At 65.1% G+C, this 16,191-nt stretch carries 16 protein-coding genes; 3 read left to right on the top strand and 13 right to left on the bottom strand.

The window, feature by feature from the left end:
• Positions 1–933, top strand: coding sequence for a rhodanese-related sulfurtransferase (locus IM701_RS15845; RefSeq protein ID WP_039334620.1), 933 nt, complete (start codon positions 1–3; stop codon positions 931–933).
• Here IM701_RS15845 and IM701_RS15840 read toward each other — a convergent pair.
• From IM701_RS15840 to IM701_RS15780, 13 genes are all read right to left on the bottom strand, one after another.
• Positions 920–1,759 (bottom strand): alpha/beta hydrolase, encoded by an 840-nt coding sequence (locus IM701_RS15840; protein ID WP_193828720.1) that lies wholly within the window; start codon positions 1,757–1,759, stop codon positions 920–922. The genes IM701_RS15845 and IM701_RS15840 overlap by 14 nt on opposite strands.
• Positions 1,759–2,592 carry a fumarylacetoacetate hydrolase family protein gene (locus tag IM701_RS15835; protein ID WP_193828719.1) on the bottom strand — a complete coding sequence of 278 codons (834 nt, stop codon included), beginning with the start codon at positions 2,590–2,592 and terminating at the stop codon, positions 1,759–1,761. Before IM701_RS15835 ends, IM701_RS15840 begins: the two co-directional genes overlap by 1 nt.
• Positions 2,593–2,687: 95 nt before the next feature.
• Positions 2,688–3,590, bottom strand: coding sequence for a VOC family protein (locus IM701_RS15830; protein ID WP_193828718.1), 903 nt, complete (start codon positions 3,588–3,590; stop codon positions 2,688–2,690).
• Complete coding sequence (locus tag IM701_RS15825) at positions 3,587–4,015, bottom strand: heme-binding protein (protein ID WP_193828717.1); 429 nt, start codon at positions 4,013–4,015, stop codon at positions 3,587–3,589. The genes IM701_RS15830 and IM701_RS15825 overlap by 4 nt, the downstream gene beginning before the upstream one ends.
• The gene (locus IM701_RS15820; protein ID WP_193828837.1) at positions 4,012–5,508 is read right to left on the bottom strand and encodes a bifunctional 3-(3-hydroxy-phenyl)propionate/3-hydroxycinnamic acid hydroxylase; all 1,497 of its coding nucleotides are present in this window, start codon (positions 5,506–5,508) and stop codon (positions 4,012–4,014) included. The genes IM701_RS15825 and IM701_RS15820 overlap by 4 nt, the downstream gene beginning before the upstream one ends.
• Positions 5,509–5,516: 8 nt before the next feature.
• Positions 5,517–6,758 (bottom strand): amidohydrolase family protein, encoded by a 1,242-nt coding sequence (locus IM701_RS15815; protein ID WP_193828716.1) that lies wholly within the window; start codon positions 6,756–6,758, stop codon positions 5,517–5,519.
• A 111-nt stretch (positions 6,759–6,869) separates the two neighbouring features.
• Positions 6,870–7,676, bottom strand: coding sequence for a formate dehydrogenase accessory sulfurtransferase FdhD (fdhD, locus tag IM701_RS15810; RefSeq protein WP_193828715.1), 807 nt, complete (start codon positions 7,674–7,676; stop codon positions 6,870–6,872).
• On the bottom strand, positions 7,657–7,923 hold the full coding sequence (locus IM701_RS15805; protein ID WP_193828714.1) for a formate dehydrogenase subunit delta: 267 nt from the start codon (positions 7,921–7,923) through the stop codon (positions 7,657–7,659). The genes fdhD and IM701_RS15805 overlap by 20 nt, the downstream gene beginning before the upstream one ends.
• The gene (gene fdhF, locus IM701_RS15800; RefSeq protein ID WP_193828713.1) at positions 7,920–10,778 is read right to left on the bottom strand and encodes a formate dehydrogenase subunit alpha; all 2,859 of its coding nucleotides are present in this window, start codon (positions 10,776–10,778) and stop codon (positions 7,920–7,922) included. Before fdhF ends, IM701_RS15805 begins: the two co-directional genes overlap by 4 nt.
• Positions 10,768–11,301 carry a molybdenum cofactor guanylyltransferase gene (locus tag IM701_RS15795; RefSeq protein ID WP_193828712.1) on the bottom strand — a complete coding sequence of 178 codons (534 nt, stop codon included), beginning with the start codon at positions 11,299–11,301 and terminating at the stop codon, positions 10,768–10,770. The genes fdhF and IM701_RS15795 overlap by 11 nt, the downstream gene beginning before the upstream one ends.
• Positions 11,302–11,416: 115 nt before the next feature.
• On the bottom strand, positions 11,417–12,979 hold the full coding sequence (locus tag IM701_RS15790; protein WP_230487912.1) for an NADH-ubiquinone oxidoreductase-F iron-sulfur binding region domain-containing protein: 1,563 nt from the start codon (positions 12,977–12,979) through the stop codon (positions 11,417–11,419).
• Positions 12,976–13,389, bottom strand: coding sequence for an NAD(P)H-dependent oxidoreductase subunit E (locus IM701_RS15785; protein WP_039334605.1), 414 nt, complete (start codon positions 13,387–13,389; stop codon positions 12,976–12,978). The genes IM701_RS15790 and IM701_RS15785 overlap by 4 nt, the downstream gene beginning before the upstream one ends.
• A 71-nt stretch (positions 13,390–13,460) precedes the next feature.
• Positions 13,461–14,348: a LysR family transcriptional regulator gene (locus IM701_RS15780; protein ID WP_193828711.1), complete on the bottom strand. Its 888-nt coding sequence runs from the start codon at positions 14,346–14,348 to the stop codon at positions 13,461–13,463.
• A 95-nt stretch (positions 14,349–14,443) separates the two neighbouring features.
• On the opposite strand from IM701_RS15780, the gene IM701_RS15775 reads away from it, so the two are divergent.
• Together IM701_RS15775 and IM701_RS15770 are read left to right on the top strand one after the other, a co-directional pair.
• Entirely contained in the window at positions 14,444–14,809 is a 366-nt protein-coding gene (locus IM701_RS15775; protein ID WP_193828710.1) for a DUF393 domain-containing protein, read from the top strand.
• Complete coding sequence (locus IM701_RS15770; protein WP_193828709.1) at positions 14,806–16,161, top strand: AarF/ABC1/UbiB kinase family protein; 1,356 nt, start codon at positions 14,806–14,808, stop codon at positions 16,159–16,161. The genes IM701_RS15775 and IM701_RS15770 overlap by 4 nt, the downstream gene beginning before the upstream one ends.
• The last annotated feature ends 30 nt before the right edge of the window (positions 16,162–16,191 follow it).

The raw sequence follows: 16,191 nt of genomic DNA, 5'->3' as shown, positions 1-16,191 counted from the left end.
ATGGAATCTTCGGTCACCGTCGCAGCGCTTTACCGTTTCACGCCAATCGCGGACCCTGCCGCCTTGCGCGATGCGCTGGAAAGCACCTGCAAGGCGCAAGGCATCAAGGGTACGCTGCTGGTTGCCCACGAAGGGCTGAACGGCACTATCGCCGGTAGCGCCGAGGGCATTGCCCATGTGGTGGATTTCATCCGTGCCCAGCCCGATTGCGCGGATACCGACGTCAAGTACTCCCACGCATCCGCCATGCCGTTCTACCGCATGAAAGTGCGGATCAAGCGCGAGATCGTGACGATGGGCGTCGAGGGCATCGACCCGCGCGCAAGCGTTGGCACCTACGTTTCGCCGCAGGACTGGAACGCGCTGATCGCCGATCCCGAAACCATCGTGATCGACACCCGAAACGACTACGAAGTGGCCGCTGGTACCTTCGAACGCGCCATTGATCCGAAGACGACAACTTTCCGCGAGTTCCCCGGCTGGTTCCGCCGTGAACGCGAGCGGCTGCTGGGTAAGGGAAAGACCCCCAAGGTTGCCATGTTCTGCACCGGCGGCATCCGTTGCGAGAAATCCACCGCCTTCCTCAAGGCTGAAGGCATCGAGGAGGTTTACCACCTGAAAGGTGGCATCCTGAAATACCTCGAGGAAGTGCCTGAAGATGAAAGCCTGTGGCGCGGCGAATGTTTCGTCTTCGACGAGCGCGTGACTGTGGGCCATGGCCTTGCGCTCGGCAGCCACGTCCTTTGCCGTGCCTGTCGCCGACCCGTGGATGAGGAAGGGCGTGCTTCACCTCTCTATGAAGATGGGGTCTCCTGCGCAGGTTGCTACGATGAGCGGACAGACGAACAACGCGCTTCGGCCCGCGAACGTGACCGTCAGGAGAAGCTCGCGCGCGCCCGCGGCACGAGTCACATCGGTGCTACACGCCCCTGATAAACGCGACCATCTCATCCGTAAGACGGCGATCGGCGGTGCCGATGTGCATGGCAATGGAATAGTGGTTATGTCCGGACAGGATCATGCCGTTCGGTAAAGCGCCGTGCCGTTCGAGACGCTCTGCCATCAGGCCAAGGAATTCGGCCTGGAAGCGTGGAGGATCGTACTGCGCACAGCAGATGAACAAGGGGATGCTGGTCGAGGCAATGGCCTGACGCGGCATTCTGGCCGCGTAGTCCTCGTTCAGGCCGTAGTACGGCTCGTCCTTGGCATCCAGCGGGGTGTAACCATACAACCCCGAAAGCAGCACCGCCCCGGCCACCGGCAGATCCGGCTGCAGCTTCAGCGCCGTGGCGATATGCACCGCCCCCGCCGAGGTGCCAACCACCACGATCCGCGCCGGGTCACCACCATGCTCCGCGGCGTTGTCGCGAAGCCATTCCACCGCCGCCGCCACGTCCTCGCCACCCTGCGGCCAGCGCGCATCGGGCAGGAGCCGGTAGTTCATCGCCGCGCCGAGGAACCCGGCCTCCGCCATCGTCCGAGCCACCGCGGCATTTTGCCAGGAACCTTCATCACCCTTGTCGCCAAGCCGGAAACCGCCCCCGTGCACGAACAGGACGACCGGCAGGTCGCGATCGGCGGCAGTACGATAAAGGTCGAGCCGATGGCGCTCATGCGGGCCATAGACGCAATCGACGGCCAAGGCCGGCACGCGTGCGGCAAGCCCGCGCTGCTCGTCATCGAACAGCGCGCGACAAGCCTCGACCACCTGCGGGCCGAGCGCACTGCCCATCGCGGCAATCGCATCGGCAGCAGACATCACGCCTCGTCGATGACGGGGTTGGTCAGGGTTCCGACCTTGCCGATCGAGATTTCGGCCACGTCTCCGGCCTTCATGTAGAGTGGGGGGGTACGCTTGTCGCCCACGCCGCCGGGGGTGCCGGTGGCGATGACGTCGCCGGGTTCCAGCGTGGTGAAGGTCGAGCAGTATTCGATCACGAAAGCCACGTCCCAGATCATGTCCGACACAGGCTGGTCCTGCACGAGCTGGCCGTTGATCCGGGTCTGCACGCGCTGTTCGGCCAGATCGGGCAGTTCGTCAGGCGTGACGAGCGCAGGGCCGAAGCCGCCGGTGCCGGGGAAGTTCTTGCCGGGCGTGAACTGGATGTTGTGGCGCTGCCAGTCGCGCACCGAACCATCGTTGAACACCGAATACCCGGCGACGTGCTCAAGTGCCTTTTCGCGCGGGATGCGACGGCCGCCCTTGCCGATCACCACGGCGAGCTCGCCCTCGTAATCAAAGCGGGTGGTTTCGGGCGGGCGCACCAGCGGTTCGCCATCGGCGATCAGGCTGTCGGCCCAGCGCGTGAAAATCGCCGGGTATTCCTTCTGATCCCGCCCGGTTTCAGCGACATGCGTGGCATAGTTGAGGCCGACGCAGAGGATCTTGTTCGGGTTGGGGATAACCGGGAGCAGGCGCACGTCGGCGCGGGCATAGCTCGCGGTGGCAGCCAGCACGGAAAGGTCACCTGCCACGGCGTCCTTCAACCATGCCGCAGCGCCTTGGGCGCCGAGGTCATGTACGGTCTCGCCATCGAGGCGGCCGAAGCTGGGGGTCCCGTCGGGACGGCGGAAACTGATGTAACGGGCCATGGTCTTGTCTCCCCTGAGGACGCCTTTTGCCTGCACCGCCGATCCGGTCAATGCAAGGGCGGCTGCGCCGCCGACGAAACCTCGTCTGTCGATGTTCAAAGTGGTGCCGGTTCCCAGTCACGGCGGCAGCGGAAGCGCTCCTCGGCCACACGCAGGCCGGCAAAGTCCTTGTCCGAGATGCCCCACTGGTCGATGCGCTGCTCGGGCCAGGTCCAGTCGTCCGGCTCACCGGTGCGATAGTCTGCCGGAACCTTCTCGACTGCGGTCGAATACTCGATCACCGGGCCGAACGGGGCGATGTAATAGGCATAGACATTGTCGCCGGGGCCGTGGCGGCCGGGGCCCCATGCCGGTGCAAAGCCGTTGTCGCGCATCCAGCCAATGCCGCGCATCACCGCATCGAGATCGTCCATCTCGAACGCTACGTGATTGAGGCTGGCAAAGCCGGCGCGGGCAAAGGCGGTGGAATGATGGCTGTCGTTGCAACGCACGAAGACCATGCCCTTCGTCCGGTCAGAGACGCGGAAGCCCAGCACCTCCTCCACGGCGTGACCAAGGAGTTCGGCATCGGCAGAGTTGAACACCACGTGCGTCAGCTTGACCGGCGACACGCGCTTGCTGGCCTTGGCAAAGCCGTCGATGGCCTCGACCTCGCTCGATCCGGCCAGGAAGCGAAGGATCGTGCCCTCGGGCAGTTCGACAAGCAGGCCCGCACCCTCGCCGGGATCGGCAGAGGTTACCGGCCTTGCTGCCCAGCCCTTGTCGGTCACGCGCGCCTTGATGGCGGCAAGTTCCTCGCCGGAACACACGAAAGTGGTCGACCGGACGTATTCCTCATCCGATTGCTCGAACGCGACGAGGTAGGGCATCGTGCCAGTGCCGCGCAGGTAATGCGTGCTGCCGCGCACATCGGCGGGATAGAGGCCCCAGACGTCGACCATCCACGCGGCGGCGCCAGCGGGATCGGGCAGGGCAATTTCGATGCTGCGCAACTTCACGCCGGTATCTCCTGATTGAAACCTGCGGCCCTGAGCCCCGCGAGCGCGCAGTCCTCGTCGCAGTCGCCGGTATCGCCGCTGATGCCCACGGCACCGATGATCGTGCCAGCCTCACGGATCAGCACGCCACCGGGCGAGAAGGCAATGTTGCCGCCCACCGCCACGCTCACGCTCTGGAAAAAGACCGGGTTGCCTTTGGCCCGCTCGGCCAGGACGCGGGTATCATCGCCCATGCCGAGCGCGCCCATCGCCTTGGCGCGAGCAATGTCATGGCGGAACAGGCTCGCCCCGTCCTCACGCGCAAAGGCAACCGGATGCCCACCGGCATCAAGCACCACCACGGCGAGCGGCTTGGCACTGCGCGACCGCGCATGGGCCAGTCCAGTGCCAATGATCGTCTGGGCTGCGGCGAGTGTCAGGCTCACGCTGCAATCTCCTGCCTCTGACGAAGCATCGCATCTCGCAACGCGAGCAGTTCGGCTGCAGAGCCTGTGCCGAACACATAATGGTCGGGACGAACCAGCACGGCCTCGACTCCGCGCGCGTCGAGCCACTGCTCGACCGCGCCGTTGTCGGGCAGCTCGCTGGCAATGATTGCGCCCTCACCACCGCCGTCTCGTACGAACAGCCGCCAGCCTTGACCGACCAGATCGTCGAGCTTGCGCCCATCGGCGAGGACCGGCTGGATGAAGCGCTGGCCCGCTGCGGGCTTGCCTTGCGCAACAAGGCCGGTAGAAATCGCCGGAATCAGGTCTGCAGCCGTTTCGCCCTGCTTCTGGGCTGATTGCGCACGGATGCTGGCATCGCGCTCCGCCGCCTTGGCCGGATCGAGTTCGCAGATATAGCGCCCTGCCGCCACCGCCGCGCCGATGACGCCGCGCACGTGCGGGTCACGCTCGGACTGGTAGGTCGTCAGGATGGCCTCGTCCGCGCCCTCATTGACGATCGCCGCCATCTTCCAGGCAAGGTTCGCCACATCGCGAAGGCCATGGCACATGCCTTGGCCGAAGAACGGCGGGGTCTGGTGCGCGGCATCGCCTGCGAGGAAGACACGGCCGACCTGCCACTGCTCCGCCACCAGCCCGTGGAATCGATAGGTCGCGGCGCGCACGATCTTATGCGGCACTTGCCTCATCCATGCCCCGACCAGTGCCGCGACGTTCTCCTCGCGCATCATTTCGGCGTCGTCTTCGTGCGGCAGGAGCATGAACTCCCAGCGGCGATGGTTGCGACGGCCGGGAACGACCGTGGCCGGGCGAGCCGGATCGCACATCATCACCGACAGGCGCTGCAAGTCGGCCCCCTCGGGCACGCCGGTCAGGTCCGGGAAAGTCACCGGCCCCTCGACCTCGGCATCGACCACCAGCCACGGCTCTTCGAAGTCAAGGTCGTCGAGCTTCACGCCCAATGCCTTGCGCACCGGGCTGCGCGAGCCATCGGCGGCGATCACCCAGCGTGCCGTCAGGCTGCGCTGTGCGCCATCCTGCGCGAACGTCACAGTCACGCCGCCCTCATCCTGGACAAGCGCGGTGAACTCGGCGCCCAGCAGCAGGCCGATCCTGCCATTGTCGGCAAAGGCCGCGCGCAGATGGGCCTCGAACTCGGGCTGGTAGAAGAAGTAGTCGTTGGCCCACCCGAACGGGCGCGGCTTGCCGACCGTGCCCATATAGCGGATCACGCCGTGGTCGGCGCCGACATGCAGGTGCCCATCGGTCGCCACCATGTCCGGCTCCACCCGGTCGATGACCCCGGCGCTCTGGAACAGCCGCATCATCTCGTGATCGAGATGGACCGCACGCGGCAGCGGATAGTGCTCGGTCTCCTTCTCGAGCACGACCACCGAAAGACCCTGCCTGCCCAGCAGGTTGGCCGCCATGGCGCCCACGGGACCGCAGCCGATCACGGCAACATCGAACATCGTCGTCATCAGGCGGCAACCTCCACGGGTGCCTTGTACATGGCACCGCCCTTCATGATCATGGCGATGCGGTTCTTGTCCTGCAGGATCGACACGTCCTGCGTCGGATCGCCTTCGACCAGCAGCAGATCGGCCAGCCAGCCCTGCTTCACGCGGCCAACCTCAAGGTCCATCAGTTCACCGCCCAGGGCCGTCGCTGCCTTCAGCGCCTCGGCCGGCGTGTAGCCGAAGTGATCGACGAAGATCTGCAGGTCGCGAGCATTGCGGCCATTGGGATTGAAGGGAAAGCCATAGTCGCCGCCGATCAGGATGCGCATGCCCCGGGCCTTGAGAGCAGGCACCAGCCTGGCTTCCAGTTCCATCCGCTCGGCCGCGCTTTTCTTCATGTGGCTCATGTCGATGTGCGGGGGTGGCGTCGCTTCCAGCGCGGCGATCGAGACACCGGGCGAAGGAGCATAGAACGTCGTGTCCTTGGCCGCGATCATTGCATCGGCGGCGGCCCCGTCGGCATAGGAGGCGTGGTAGATGATCCGTGCGCCTGCTTTCAGCGCAAGCTCGATCGCCTTTGGGTAATAGGCATGGGTCGCGATCCACAAGCCGGCCTCACGCGCCGCTTCGCCAGCCGCCTCCATCTCCTCGTCGGTATAGAGCACGTCGCTGGCCGAGCCGGGCTTCAGGGCGTCTTCGCCCGAAACCACCAGCTTGAGCGAGCCGATGCCCTGCTCCTTGCAATAGGCCACGAACTTGCGGATCGCTTCGGCCCCGCGCCCGTTGAACACGTCACCGGTGTCGACGCCCTCGGCCCCTTCCGGGCTGCGTTCCAGTGTCGAAGGCACCAGACGAGGCCCCGGCGTCTCGCCCGCTTCGATGGCGCGCGCCAGTTCAACCTCGATGCCATCACCCAGCGCGCCTGCCGAATAGGCGCTGGTAAAGCCATGGTCGAGCAACACTCGCGCATTGCGCCAAGCCGCGACCTTCAGTTCGTCTTCAGGCAGGATGAACTGGTGGTAGATCTTCTCGACCGACGAGCCCCAGGTCAAATGCGCATGCGCCTCGACCATGCCCGGCATCAACGTGCGGCCAGCACCTTCAACGAGCGTTGCCGCCCCCTCCACCGCTGGCTCTTGACCCGCATCAGTCACGGTAGCGATTCTACCCTCGCGCACGATCACCGACTTTGCGCCTTCGAGCAGCTCCTCGCCGTCAAACACCCGGACGTTTCGGATCACCACGGTCTTCGGGGTTGGCATCGCATTTCTCCTGTTCTCCAGGATGACCTAGCTCCCGCATCAGGGCTGGAAAAGTATCGATAAGCAATGTTTGGATAGACAGAACCTATGGAACGCCGTTGTCTCGGCCAATCACAACTCAAGCAGGCTGTCCTGTCGGACAAGGCTGACGAGTTTCAGCCCATGACTCGCCGCCTGCTCGCAGGCCAACGTGGACGCTGCCGATATTGTCGCCAGCATCGGGACCCCCGCAATCACGGCCTTCTGCACCAGCTCGAAACTGCAGCGCGCGGTGAGCAAGACGAAATGATCCGCCATTGCCAGACCCTCTCGCGCTGCTGCACCAATCAGTTTGTCGAAGGCATTATGCCGACCGACATCCTCGCGCACGAGGCGGATCTTGCCAGTCGGATCGCATAGCGCGGCCGCATGTGCTGCGCCCGTTGCGCGGCCCATCACCTGTTGGTCGCGCATCTGGGCGGCCGCGCTGAAGATTGCATCTGCTCCGATCCGGACTCGGGCGGTCACCGGCTGCAGCGGCCGCATGACCTGCTCCAGGCTCTCGATTCCGCAAAGTCCGCAGCTCCCTTCGGCAAGGCGCAAACGCGCCCTTTCGAGCAGTGGAGCCGCTCCTTCGGCACCAAGCTGCACGCGCAGCATCCACCCGCCTGCGCCCCCGCCTGCATCGACCGGCGCGGCCTGTGCCGAGACAAATTCGTGCGGTGAGGCGATCAACTGTTCCGACAGGCAGAAGCCGAGGGCATAGTCTTCGAGATCGACCGGTGTTGCCATCATCACGGCATAACCCACGCCGTTGATTTCCAGGGCAACCGGCGCCTCTTCGATCAGCGGCCTGTCCAGGGCGCGTGACACCCGGCCATCTGCGAACTCTTCGCGAAATGGGAAGGCCCTTGTGCCGTCAACCGGCATCGGAGCCATGGACCTGCGGATCGGTTGCGCGGGTCTGCGGGGCCGGAATGCGCCCGTCAGCCACCCGCGCCATGGCCGCTGCCGCCACCGGATCAAGCCCGGCAGAGCCTTGCGCGATCAGCGTATCGATCATGCGCGGCGTCCAGAATGAAACGATATGGTCCGCCACCGCGGCCACCGGCTTGTCGTCATGCACCAGGTTGCGCGCAATCTGGTTGGCCATGTACGCCAGCTTTTCGGCCGTATGCGCGCTCATTCGGCAGGCTCCATCGCGCTGTCATGGCCTACTATCCGGCGCGAGCGCGAGGCTTGCGCCTCGTAGTCTTCCTGCCAGTCGGTCGGGCCGTTGGACGGCGTGATCTGCACCGCGGTCACCTTGTATTCCGGGCAGTTCGTCGCCCAGTCGGAATAGTCGGTAGTGACCACGTTTGCTTGCGTCGCCGGGTGGTGGAAGGTGGTGTAGACCACGCCCGGTGCCACGCGATCCGTCACCAATGCGCGCAGGGTCGTCTCCCCTGACCGGCTTGCCAGCTTTACCCAGTCGCCAGACTTGAGGCCCCGGTTGTCGGCGTCAGTCGGATGAATTTCGAGAACGTCTTCCGGATGCCAGACCGTATTCGCCGTGCGCCGGGTCTGCGCGCCGACGTTGTACTGGCTAAGGATGCGCCCCGTGGTCAGCAGCAGCGGGAAGCGCGGGCCGGTGCGCTCGTCAGTGGGCACGTAGTCGGTCACCACGAACTTGCCCTTGCCCCGGACGAAGCCGTCGATATGCATGATTGGCGAACCATCGGGCGCCGTGTCGTTCACCGGCCACTGCAGCGATCCTTCGGCATCGAGCCGCTTGTAGTTCACGCCCGAGAACGTCGGCGTCAGCCGCGCGATCTCGTCCATGATCTCGGACGGGTGGGTGTAGTTCCAGTCCAGGCCGATCGCCCGCGCCAGTTCCTGCGTGACCTGCCAGTCCTCGTATCCGTTGAGGGGCTCCATCACCTTGCGTACCGGCTGGATGCGCCGTTCGGCGTTGGTGAAGGTGCCGTTCTTTTCGAGGAAGGTCGATCCGGGCAGGAAGACGTGCGCGTAGTTCGCAGTTTCGTTGAGAAACAGATCGTGGACGATCACGCATTCCATCGCGGCAAGGCCGGCGGCCACGTGCTTGGTGTCGGGATCGGACTGCAGGATGTCCTCGCCCTGGATGTAGATCGCCTTGAACTGCCCATCGGTTGCGGCGTCAAGCATGTTGGGGATGCGCAGGCCCGGCTCGGGATCGATCTTCACGCCCCATTCGGCCTCGAACAGGTCCCGCGTCGCCTTGTCGGAAACGTGGCGATAGCCTGAAAGCTCGTGCGGGAATGACCCCATGTCGCACGCGCCCTGCACGTTGTTCTGCCCGCGCAGGGGGTTCACGCCAACGCCGCGACGGCCAATGTTGCCGGTGGCCATGGCCAGGTTGGCGATGGCCATGACGGTGGACGAGCCCTGGCTGTGTTCTGTAACGCCCAGGCCGTAGTAGATCGCGCCGTTCGCGCCAGTGGCGAACAGGCGCGCCGCGCCGCGGATGGCTTCGGGATCGACGCCGATCACCGGCGAGAGGAACTCGGGACTGTTGCGCTCTGCCGAAACGAATTCGGCCCAGTGCTGGTACTCGTCCCAGTCGCAGCGCTCGCGGATGAACGCCTCGTCGGCGAGGCCCTCGGTCACGATCACATGGGCAATGGCCGTCAGGATCGCGACGTTGGTGCCCGGACGCAGCGGCAGGTGGAAGTCCGCCTCGATATGCGGCGAGCGAACCAGATCGGTGCGGCGCGGATCGATGACGATCAGCTTGGCACCTTCACGCAACCGGCGCTTCATGCGGCTGGCGAAAACGGGGTGCCCGTCGGTCGGGTTGGCACCGATCACGAGGATGACGTCGCTGTCCTCGACGCTGTCGAAGTCCTGCGTGCCGGCAGACGTCCCGAACGTCGTCTTCAGGCCATAGCCGGTTGGCGAATGGCAGACTCGGGCGCAGGTATCGACGTTGTTGGTGCCGAAGCCGGCGCGGATCAGCTTCTGGACGAGGAACGTCTCCTCGTTGGTGCAGCGGCTCGAGGTGATCCCGCCCAAGGCGTTGCGGCCATAAGTCTCACGGATGCGGTTGATCTGGCCCGCCGCATAGGTCAGCGCCTCCTCCCACGAAACCTCGCGCCAGGGCTGGTCGATGGACTCGCGGATCATCGGCGAGAGGATGCGCTCCTGATGCTGGGCATAGCCCCAGGCAAAGCGCCCCTTGACGCAGGAATGCCCGCGATTGGCCTTGCCGTCCTTCCACGGCACCATCCGCACCAATTGCTCGCCCCGCATTTCGGCGCGGAAGGTGCAGCCAACGCCGCAATAGGCGCACGTGGTGACGACTGCGCGCTCCGGCTTGCCGATTTCCTTGACCGCCTTCTCCTGCAAGGTAGCGGTCGGGCAGGCCTGCACGCAGGCACCGCACGAAACGCACTCCGAAGACAGGAAGCTGTCGGAGGTCAGGCCAGCAGAGACCTTGCTGTCGAACCCGCGCCCGTCGATGGTCAGCGCCAGCGTGCCCTGCACTTCGTCGCAAGCGCGCACGCAGCGCGAACAGACGATGCACTTCGAAGGGTCGAAATCGAAATAGGGGTTCGAGATGTCGGGCATCGCGCCGAGATGGTTCTCGCCCTCATAGCCGTAGCGCACATCGCGCAGGCCCACGGCGGCGGCCTGGTCCTGCAACTCGCAATCGTTGTTGGCGCTGCAGGTCAGGCAGTCGAGCGGGTGGTCCGAGATGTAGAGTTCCATCACCCCCTTGCGCAGCTTCTGCAGGCGCGGGGTCTGGGTGTGGACTTTCATGCCCTCGGCAACGGGCGTGGTGCAGGAAGCAGGCGTCCCGCGCATGCCGTCAATCTCGACCAGACACAGGCGGCAGGAACCGAACTGCTTGAGGTTGTCGGTGGCGCAAAGCTTGGGGATGGAACCGCCCGTCAGAGCTGCCGCGCGCATGACCGTCGTGCCAGAGGGCACGGTTACTTCGCGCCCGTCGATAAAGCAGGTCACTTCCGTCTCGCTGCGGACTTCCGGGGTGCCGAAATCGGCCTGGCGTTCATAACCCATGGGATCGCTCCTCGGCGGCCATCAGATCCGCCGGTGTATTGATATTAGCAGGATTTTCGAAGAATCGCACGGCCCGCGCTCCGATGGCCTCGGCAAAGGCGCGCATCGAATGTCGTGCGTCGCTGGTCAGCAGCGCATCGAGCGTGGCCGAGGCACTGACGGGCCATAGTCCGATCACCGGCTGGCTTTCGCAATAGGCGGGCGCGGGATGCAACTGGGCGGCCAGATCGTCGGCAATGCCGATGCTGTCGACAGAGCAGGTCAGCACTTCGTCATAGCCTGCGTCTCTCGCATGGTGGAGCGCAGCGGCGATGCCACCCAATGGCCCCATGTCCGCGCGCGGCCAATCGGGCAGCGTCGGCGCCGGAGCCTCCACCCGCCCCACGACCACCATCGCATCGCACTGCGCCGACAGGGCATCCACCGCCCGCGCCAGCAGCGTGCGCCCACCCAGTTCGGCCAGCGCCTTGTCGCTGCCAAAACGGGTGGACCGGCCACCGGCGAGGACGGCGCCGAGGATCATGGTTGCACCGCTGCGCCTGCATGCTTCGACAAGCTCAGCATGAGCGGGTCGAGAGAGATACCTCCAACCAAACTCCGCTCATCCTGAGCCTGTCGAAGGATGTTCACGCAACCCATCACTCGGCCGCTTCCCGCGTCAAATCTGCCCCGAAATCCTCTGGGAAATTGCGCAGTGCCGAAAGCACCGGATAGGGCGTGAAGCCGCCGAGCGCGCAGAGGGAACCGAACTTCATCGTCTCGCACAGGTCTTCGAGCAGAACGATCTCGTCCGCCAGCGTCCGCTCGACCTTGCGGGCGTTGTGCATCTGCGGCAGCGCCTCGACCTTGTCCGGCACGCGACCGGACCTGGCACGGATGCGGTCAATCAGCTCCACCCCGCGGGTCGAGCCAATGCGGCAAGGCGTGCACTTGCCGCAGGATTCGGCCGCGCAGAATTCCATCGCGAAGCGGGCTTGCCTGCTCATGTCTGCCGTATCGTCGAACACGGTGATCCCGGCATGGCCGATCAGGCCATCGGCTGCGGCGAAAGCTTCGTAATCGAACGGCAGGTGGAAATCGGCGGGCGAGTGATAGGCTCCCAATGGCCCGCCTACCTGCACTGCGCGCACCGGTCGGCCCGATGCGGTGCCGCCGCCGATGTCGCCCACCAGTTCGCCCAGCGTGATCCCGAAGCCCACTTCGAACAGTCCGCCGTGCTTCACGTTGCCCGCGATCTGGATCGGCATCGTGCCCTTGGACCGGCCGAAACCGACCGCCGCATAGGCCGCGGCGCCATTGGCCATGATCCATGGCACCGCAGCGAGCGTCAGCACGTTGTTGACCACCGTCGGCTTGCCGAACAGCCCCTCGAGCGCTGGCAGCGGCGGCTTGGCGCGCACTTCGCCGCGCTTGCCTTCCAGGCTGTTGAGCAGCGAGGTCTCCTCGCCGCAGACATAGGCGCCCGCGCCCACGCGCACTTCCAGTTCGAACGGCGCGATGTGGTGCGCCGACGCGCGCACTGCCGCTTCCATCTTGGCAATCGCGTGCGGATACTCGCTGCGGATGTAAATGTAGCCCTTCTGCGCGCCGACGGCATGGGCGGCAATGGCCATGCCTTCGACCAGCATGAAGGGATCACCCTCCATCACCATGCGGTCGGCGAAAGTGGCGCTGTCGCCCTCGTCGGCGTTGCAGACGATGTATTTGCGGTCGGCCTGGGCCTTGGCGACAGTCGTCCACTTGATCCCCGCCGGGAAGCCTGCCCCGCCCCGCCCGCGCAGGCCGGATTCCGTGACTTGCGCAATCGTTGCCTCAGGCCCGACCTCCCGCGCCTTGGCAAGACCCTGCCAACCGCCGTGCTCGGCGTAGTCTTCCAGGCTCAAGGGACGGGTCTTGCCCGCGCGGGCAAAGGTAAAGCGCTGCTGCCGGGCGATGAAGGGATGCGCTTCGATGGCGCCGATCGCCTTGGGCGAGGTCCCCGCGAGCACTGCGGACACGTCGCCCGGCTCAAGCGGGCCAAAGCCCTGGCCATCGATTTCTGCCAAAGGTTCCAGCCAGTGCATCCCCCATGAAGACACGCGCTCCACAGTGCAGCCCGCCGCCACGAAAGCCTCTGCCACTTCGTCCGCGCCGCAGGCCAGCGCCAGCGCATCGTCGCTGATCCGCACCACAGTCGTGCCCCCAGTCACGTTGCCAGTCACGCCAACGCCTCCACCAGCGCGCCCAGCCTTGTCGCATCGAGACGTGCGTGGACCTTGCTGCCGATCATCGCATTCGGGCCCACCGAGCACAGCCCGAGGCAATAGACCGTCTCCACCTTCACCCGCCCGTTCTCGGGCAATCCCGCCGCCAGCACATCGACGCCCCGCGCCTGGCAGGCCTCAGCCCGGCACAGCTTCAGGACCGGGCGCGCGTCAGGCTCGGCGTGGAAGTCATGGTAGAAGCTGACGACACCCTGCACCTCGGCGCGGCTCAGGTTCAGTGCCTGCGCGATCGTGCGGATGGCCTCTTCCGAAACATGGCCATATTCGGCCTGCACATCGTGCAGGATCGGAAGCAGCGGGCCTTCCCGGCCAGCGTGGGCGGCGATGATGTGGGGCAATCGTTCCATGGCAGTCCGATCTTGTCCGAAAGACACGTCCGGTCAAATCGAAAAAGTCGAAGCCTGATAGGATTATCCTATCAAACTCCGGCAAGACTGCGTGCCACGGCCAGCGCCGTGCTGGCCATCGGGCTCAACGGCACGCGATTGACCACCACCAGCCCGATCCGGCGCGGTTCGTCACCATCATCGAGCACGGCGCAGCGTGCCCACTGCAGGCCCGCCAGCAGGCTGGCATAAGTATCGGGCACGATTGTGCAGAACCCGCCCGAGCGGACCAGATCAAACAGCGTGACATAACTGTCGGCTACTGCGCGCGGCGTGATTGCCAAGCCGCGATCCAGCATTCGCGCATCGAGAATCCGCCGGAACTGCATGCCCTGATGCAGCAGGCAGAGCGGTTGCGCAGAAGCCTCCTCCCACCCGATCTCGGTCAAATTCCCGAGTGGACCATCAGCCCGCGTCACGAACAGGTAGCGCTCAGCGTGCAGTGGAACGGACAGGACATTGGCCGGAGTTTCGTGATCGAGATAGGTCAGGCCTGCGTCGCATTCAAAATTGTTCAGCGCCCGCTCGATCTCGCGCGATGTGGCTGAACGCACCGCAAGGCTCAGGCCTGAATGCCGCTTCAGCAGGGTCTCGCCGAACTGTCCGGCCAGCGGCAGCGCGGCGGGGATGGCCGCCAGCGCGAACTGGCCGGTAATCGCCGCAGAACTCGCGGCGACCGAGCTCGTCATGCCTGCAACGGCGCCAAGGATCTGTTCGGCCCAGGGCAGCATGGCCTCGCCGTGCGCGGTCAGCCCCACGAATCTCCGGTCACGCTCGATCAGCCGGTGGCCAACCTCGCGCTCCAGGGCGGAAAGCCCGGCAGAGAGCGTTGGCTGCGAAACACCGCATTCCTGCGCCGCATTGGCGAAATGCCGCAGCCGGGCAATGGTCACGAAATAGCGGAGCTGGCGGGGGTGCATGATTGCAGCCTAGGTTGATAGGATGCACCTATCAAGAGTGCCCCTTCCCCAAATGGCAGGTCTCGCAACCGCCGGACGAGGCCCATATGCAGCCAATGGAACGTGCTCAGCCCCCGGAACCGAACCTGACGGTGTGGTATGATGGCGCCTGCCCGATCTGCTCGCGCGAGATCGCGGCAATGCGGCGGCTTGATCGCAAGGGCGCGATCGCTTTTGTCGACATCGCCGATCCTGCCCAGCCCTGTCCGGTCGATCGCACCGAAGCGCTGGCGCGGTTTCATGTGACTGAGGGCGAGCGGATCCTGTCGGGCGCGGCGGCGTTTGCGGCGATGTGGCGGGCCATTCCGGCGTTGCGCTGGCTTGGCCTGCTGGCCCGCGTGCGCCCGGTCGAACAAGTGCTGGAGCACTGCTATCGCGCGTTCCTGCTGATCCGTCCCCGATTGCAAAGGCTGTTGAAATGAGAGGATCGCGTTATCGCAAGGTGCCTTCGGCGCGGCTATCGCGCCTGGCTGCGTTTGGCCAGCTGGCAGGCGGCGTGGCGGGGGGCGTGCTGGCGGAAGGCGCGCGCAGGCTGGCGCGCGGCGAAGCGCCGAAACTGTCGGACCTTTTGTTGACTCCCGGCAATGCCATGAGAGTTGCCGACCAGCTCTCGCGCCTGCGCGGCGCGGCGATGAAGCTGGGGCAGATGATCTCGCTTGATGCCGGAGATGTTCTGCCGCGCGAATTGACCGAGATCCTGTCGCGATTGCGCGATTCTGCGCATTACATGCCGCCTGCCCAGTTGGAGCGCGTGCTGAGCGCTGAGTGGGGTGCGGGGTGGCGCTCTAAGTTTCGGCACTTCGGGGCGCAGCCGATTGCCGCCGCCTCGATCGGGCAGGTGCAAAAGGCAGTCCTGCCCGATGGCCGTGTGCTGGCCATCAAGGTGCAATACCCTGGAATTGCTGCCAGTATCGATGCCGACGTGGACAATGTCGCCACGCTTCTGCGCGTCTCCGGGCTGCTGCCTCAGGGCCTCGACATCAATCTCCAACTCTCGGAGGCAAAGCGGCAACTCCACGAGGAGTCTGACTATCTCCGCGAGGCAGAGATGATGCAGCGCTATGGCACGATGCTTGCCGGCGAGGATGCATTTCTGGTCCCCCAGGCATACGCCCCTCTTTCGGGCCGCAACGTCCTGGCGATGGATTTCATCGAAGCGCGTCCGGTCGAAAGCCTACTCACCGCGCCTCTGGAAGTGCGCAACAAGGCCATGGGGGCGCTGCTCGGCCTGACCTTGCGTGAACTGTTCGCGTTCGGGTTCATGCAGACTGATCCGAACTTCGCCAATTTCCGCTGGCAGGCTGAAACCGGCAAGCTCGTGCTGCTCGATTTCGGTGCCGCGCGTGAGGTTCCGGTGGCCACGAGCGAGGCCTACCGGCGGATGATGCTGGCGGGGCTGGCCGAGGATCGCGATGCGCTGCGCGTGGCCCTGACCGAAGTCGGTTTCGTTTCCGGTCAACAACTTGCTCGTCACGGCGCGGCGTTTGACCGGATGCTGGACATATTGATCGGCCATCTTGGAAAGCCCGGCCTGTTCGATTTCTCCGACCGCTCCTTTGTCGAGCGCGTGCGCGCCGAGGCCGAAAAGGTCGCGGCAGACCGCGCATCGTGGCACGTCCCGCCAGTCGACACGCTGTTCGTCCAGCGCAAGGTCAGCGGCACCGCGCTGCTGGCCATCCGCATGAAGGCGCAGCTCCCCTTGCGCGAAATGGTGGCAGAGGCAATCGGAGGGGACTGTCCTCCACAGCAAACGCTTCGTCGCGCATTGGGTTAGCAACGGAACAGGCGAGTGGAAATTCCGTTT

This window comes from Novosphingobium sp. ES2-1, from assembly GCF_015169775.1.
In the GTDB taxonomy this organism is placed as follows: Bacteria; Pseudomonadota; Alphaproteobacteria; order Sphingomonadales; family Sphingomonadaceae; genus Novosphingobium; species Novosphingobium subterraneum.
This window is presented reverse-complemented; position numbering and strand designations above follow the sequence as displayed.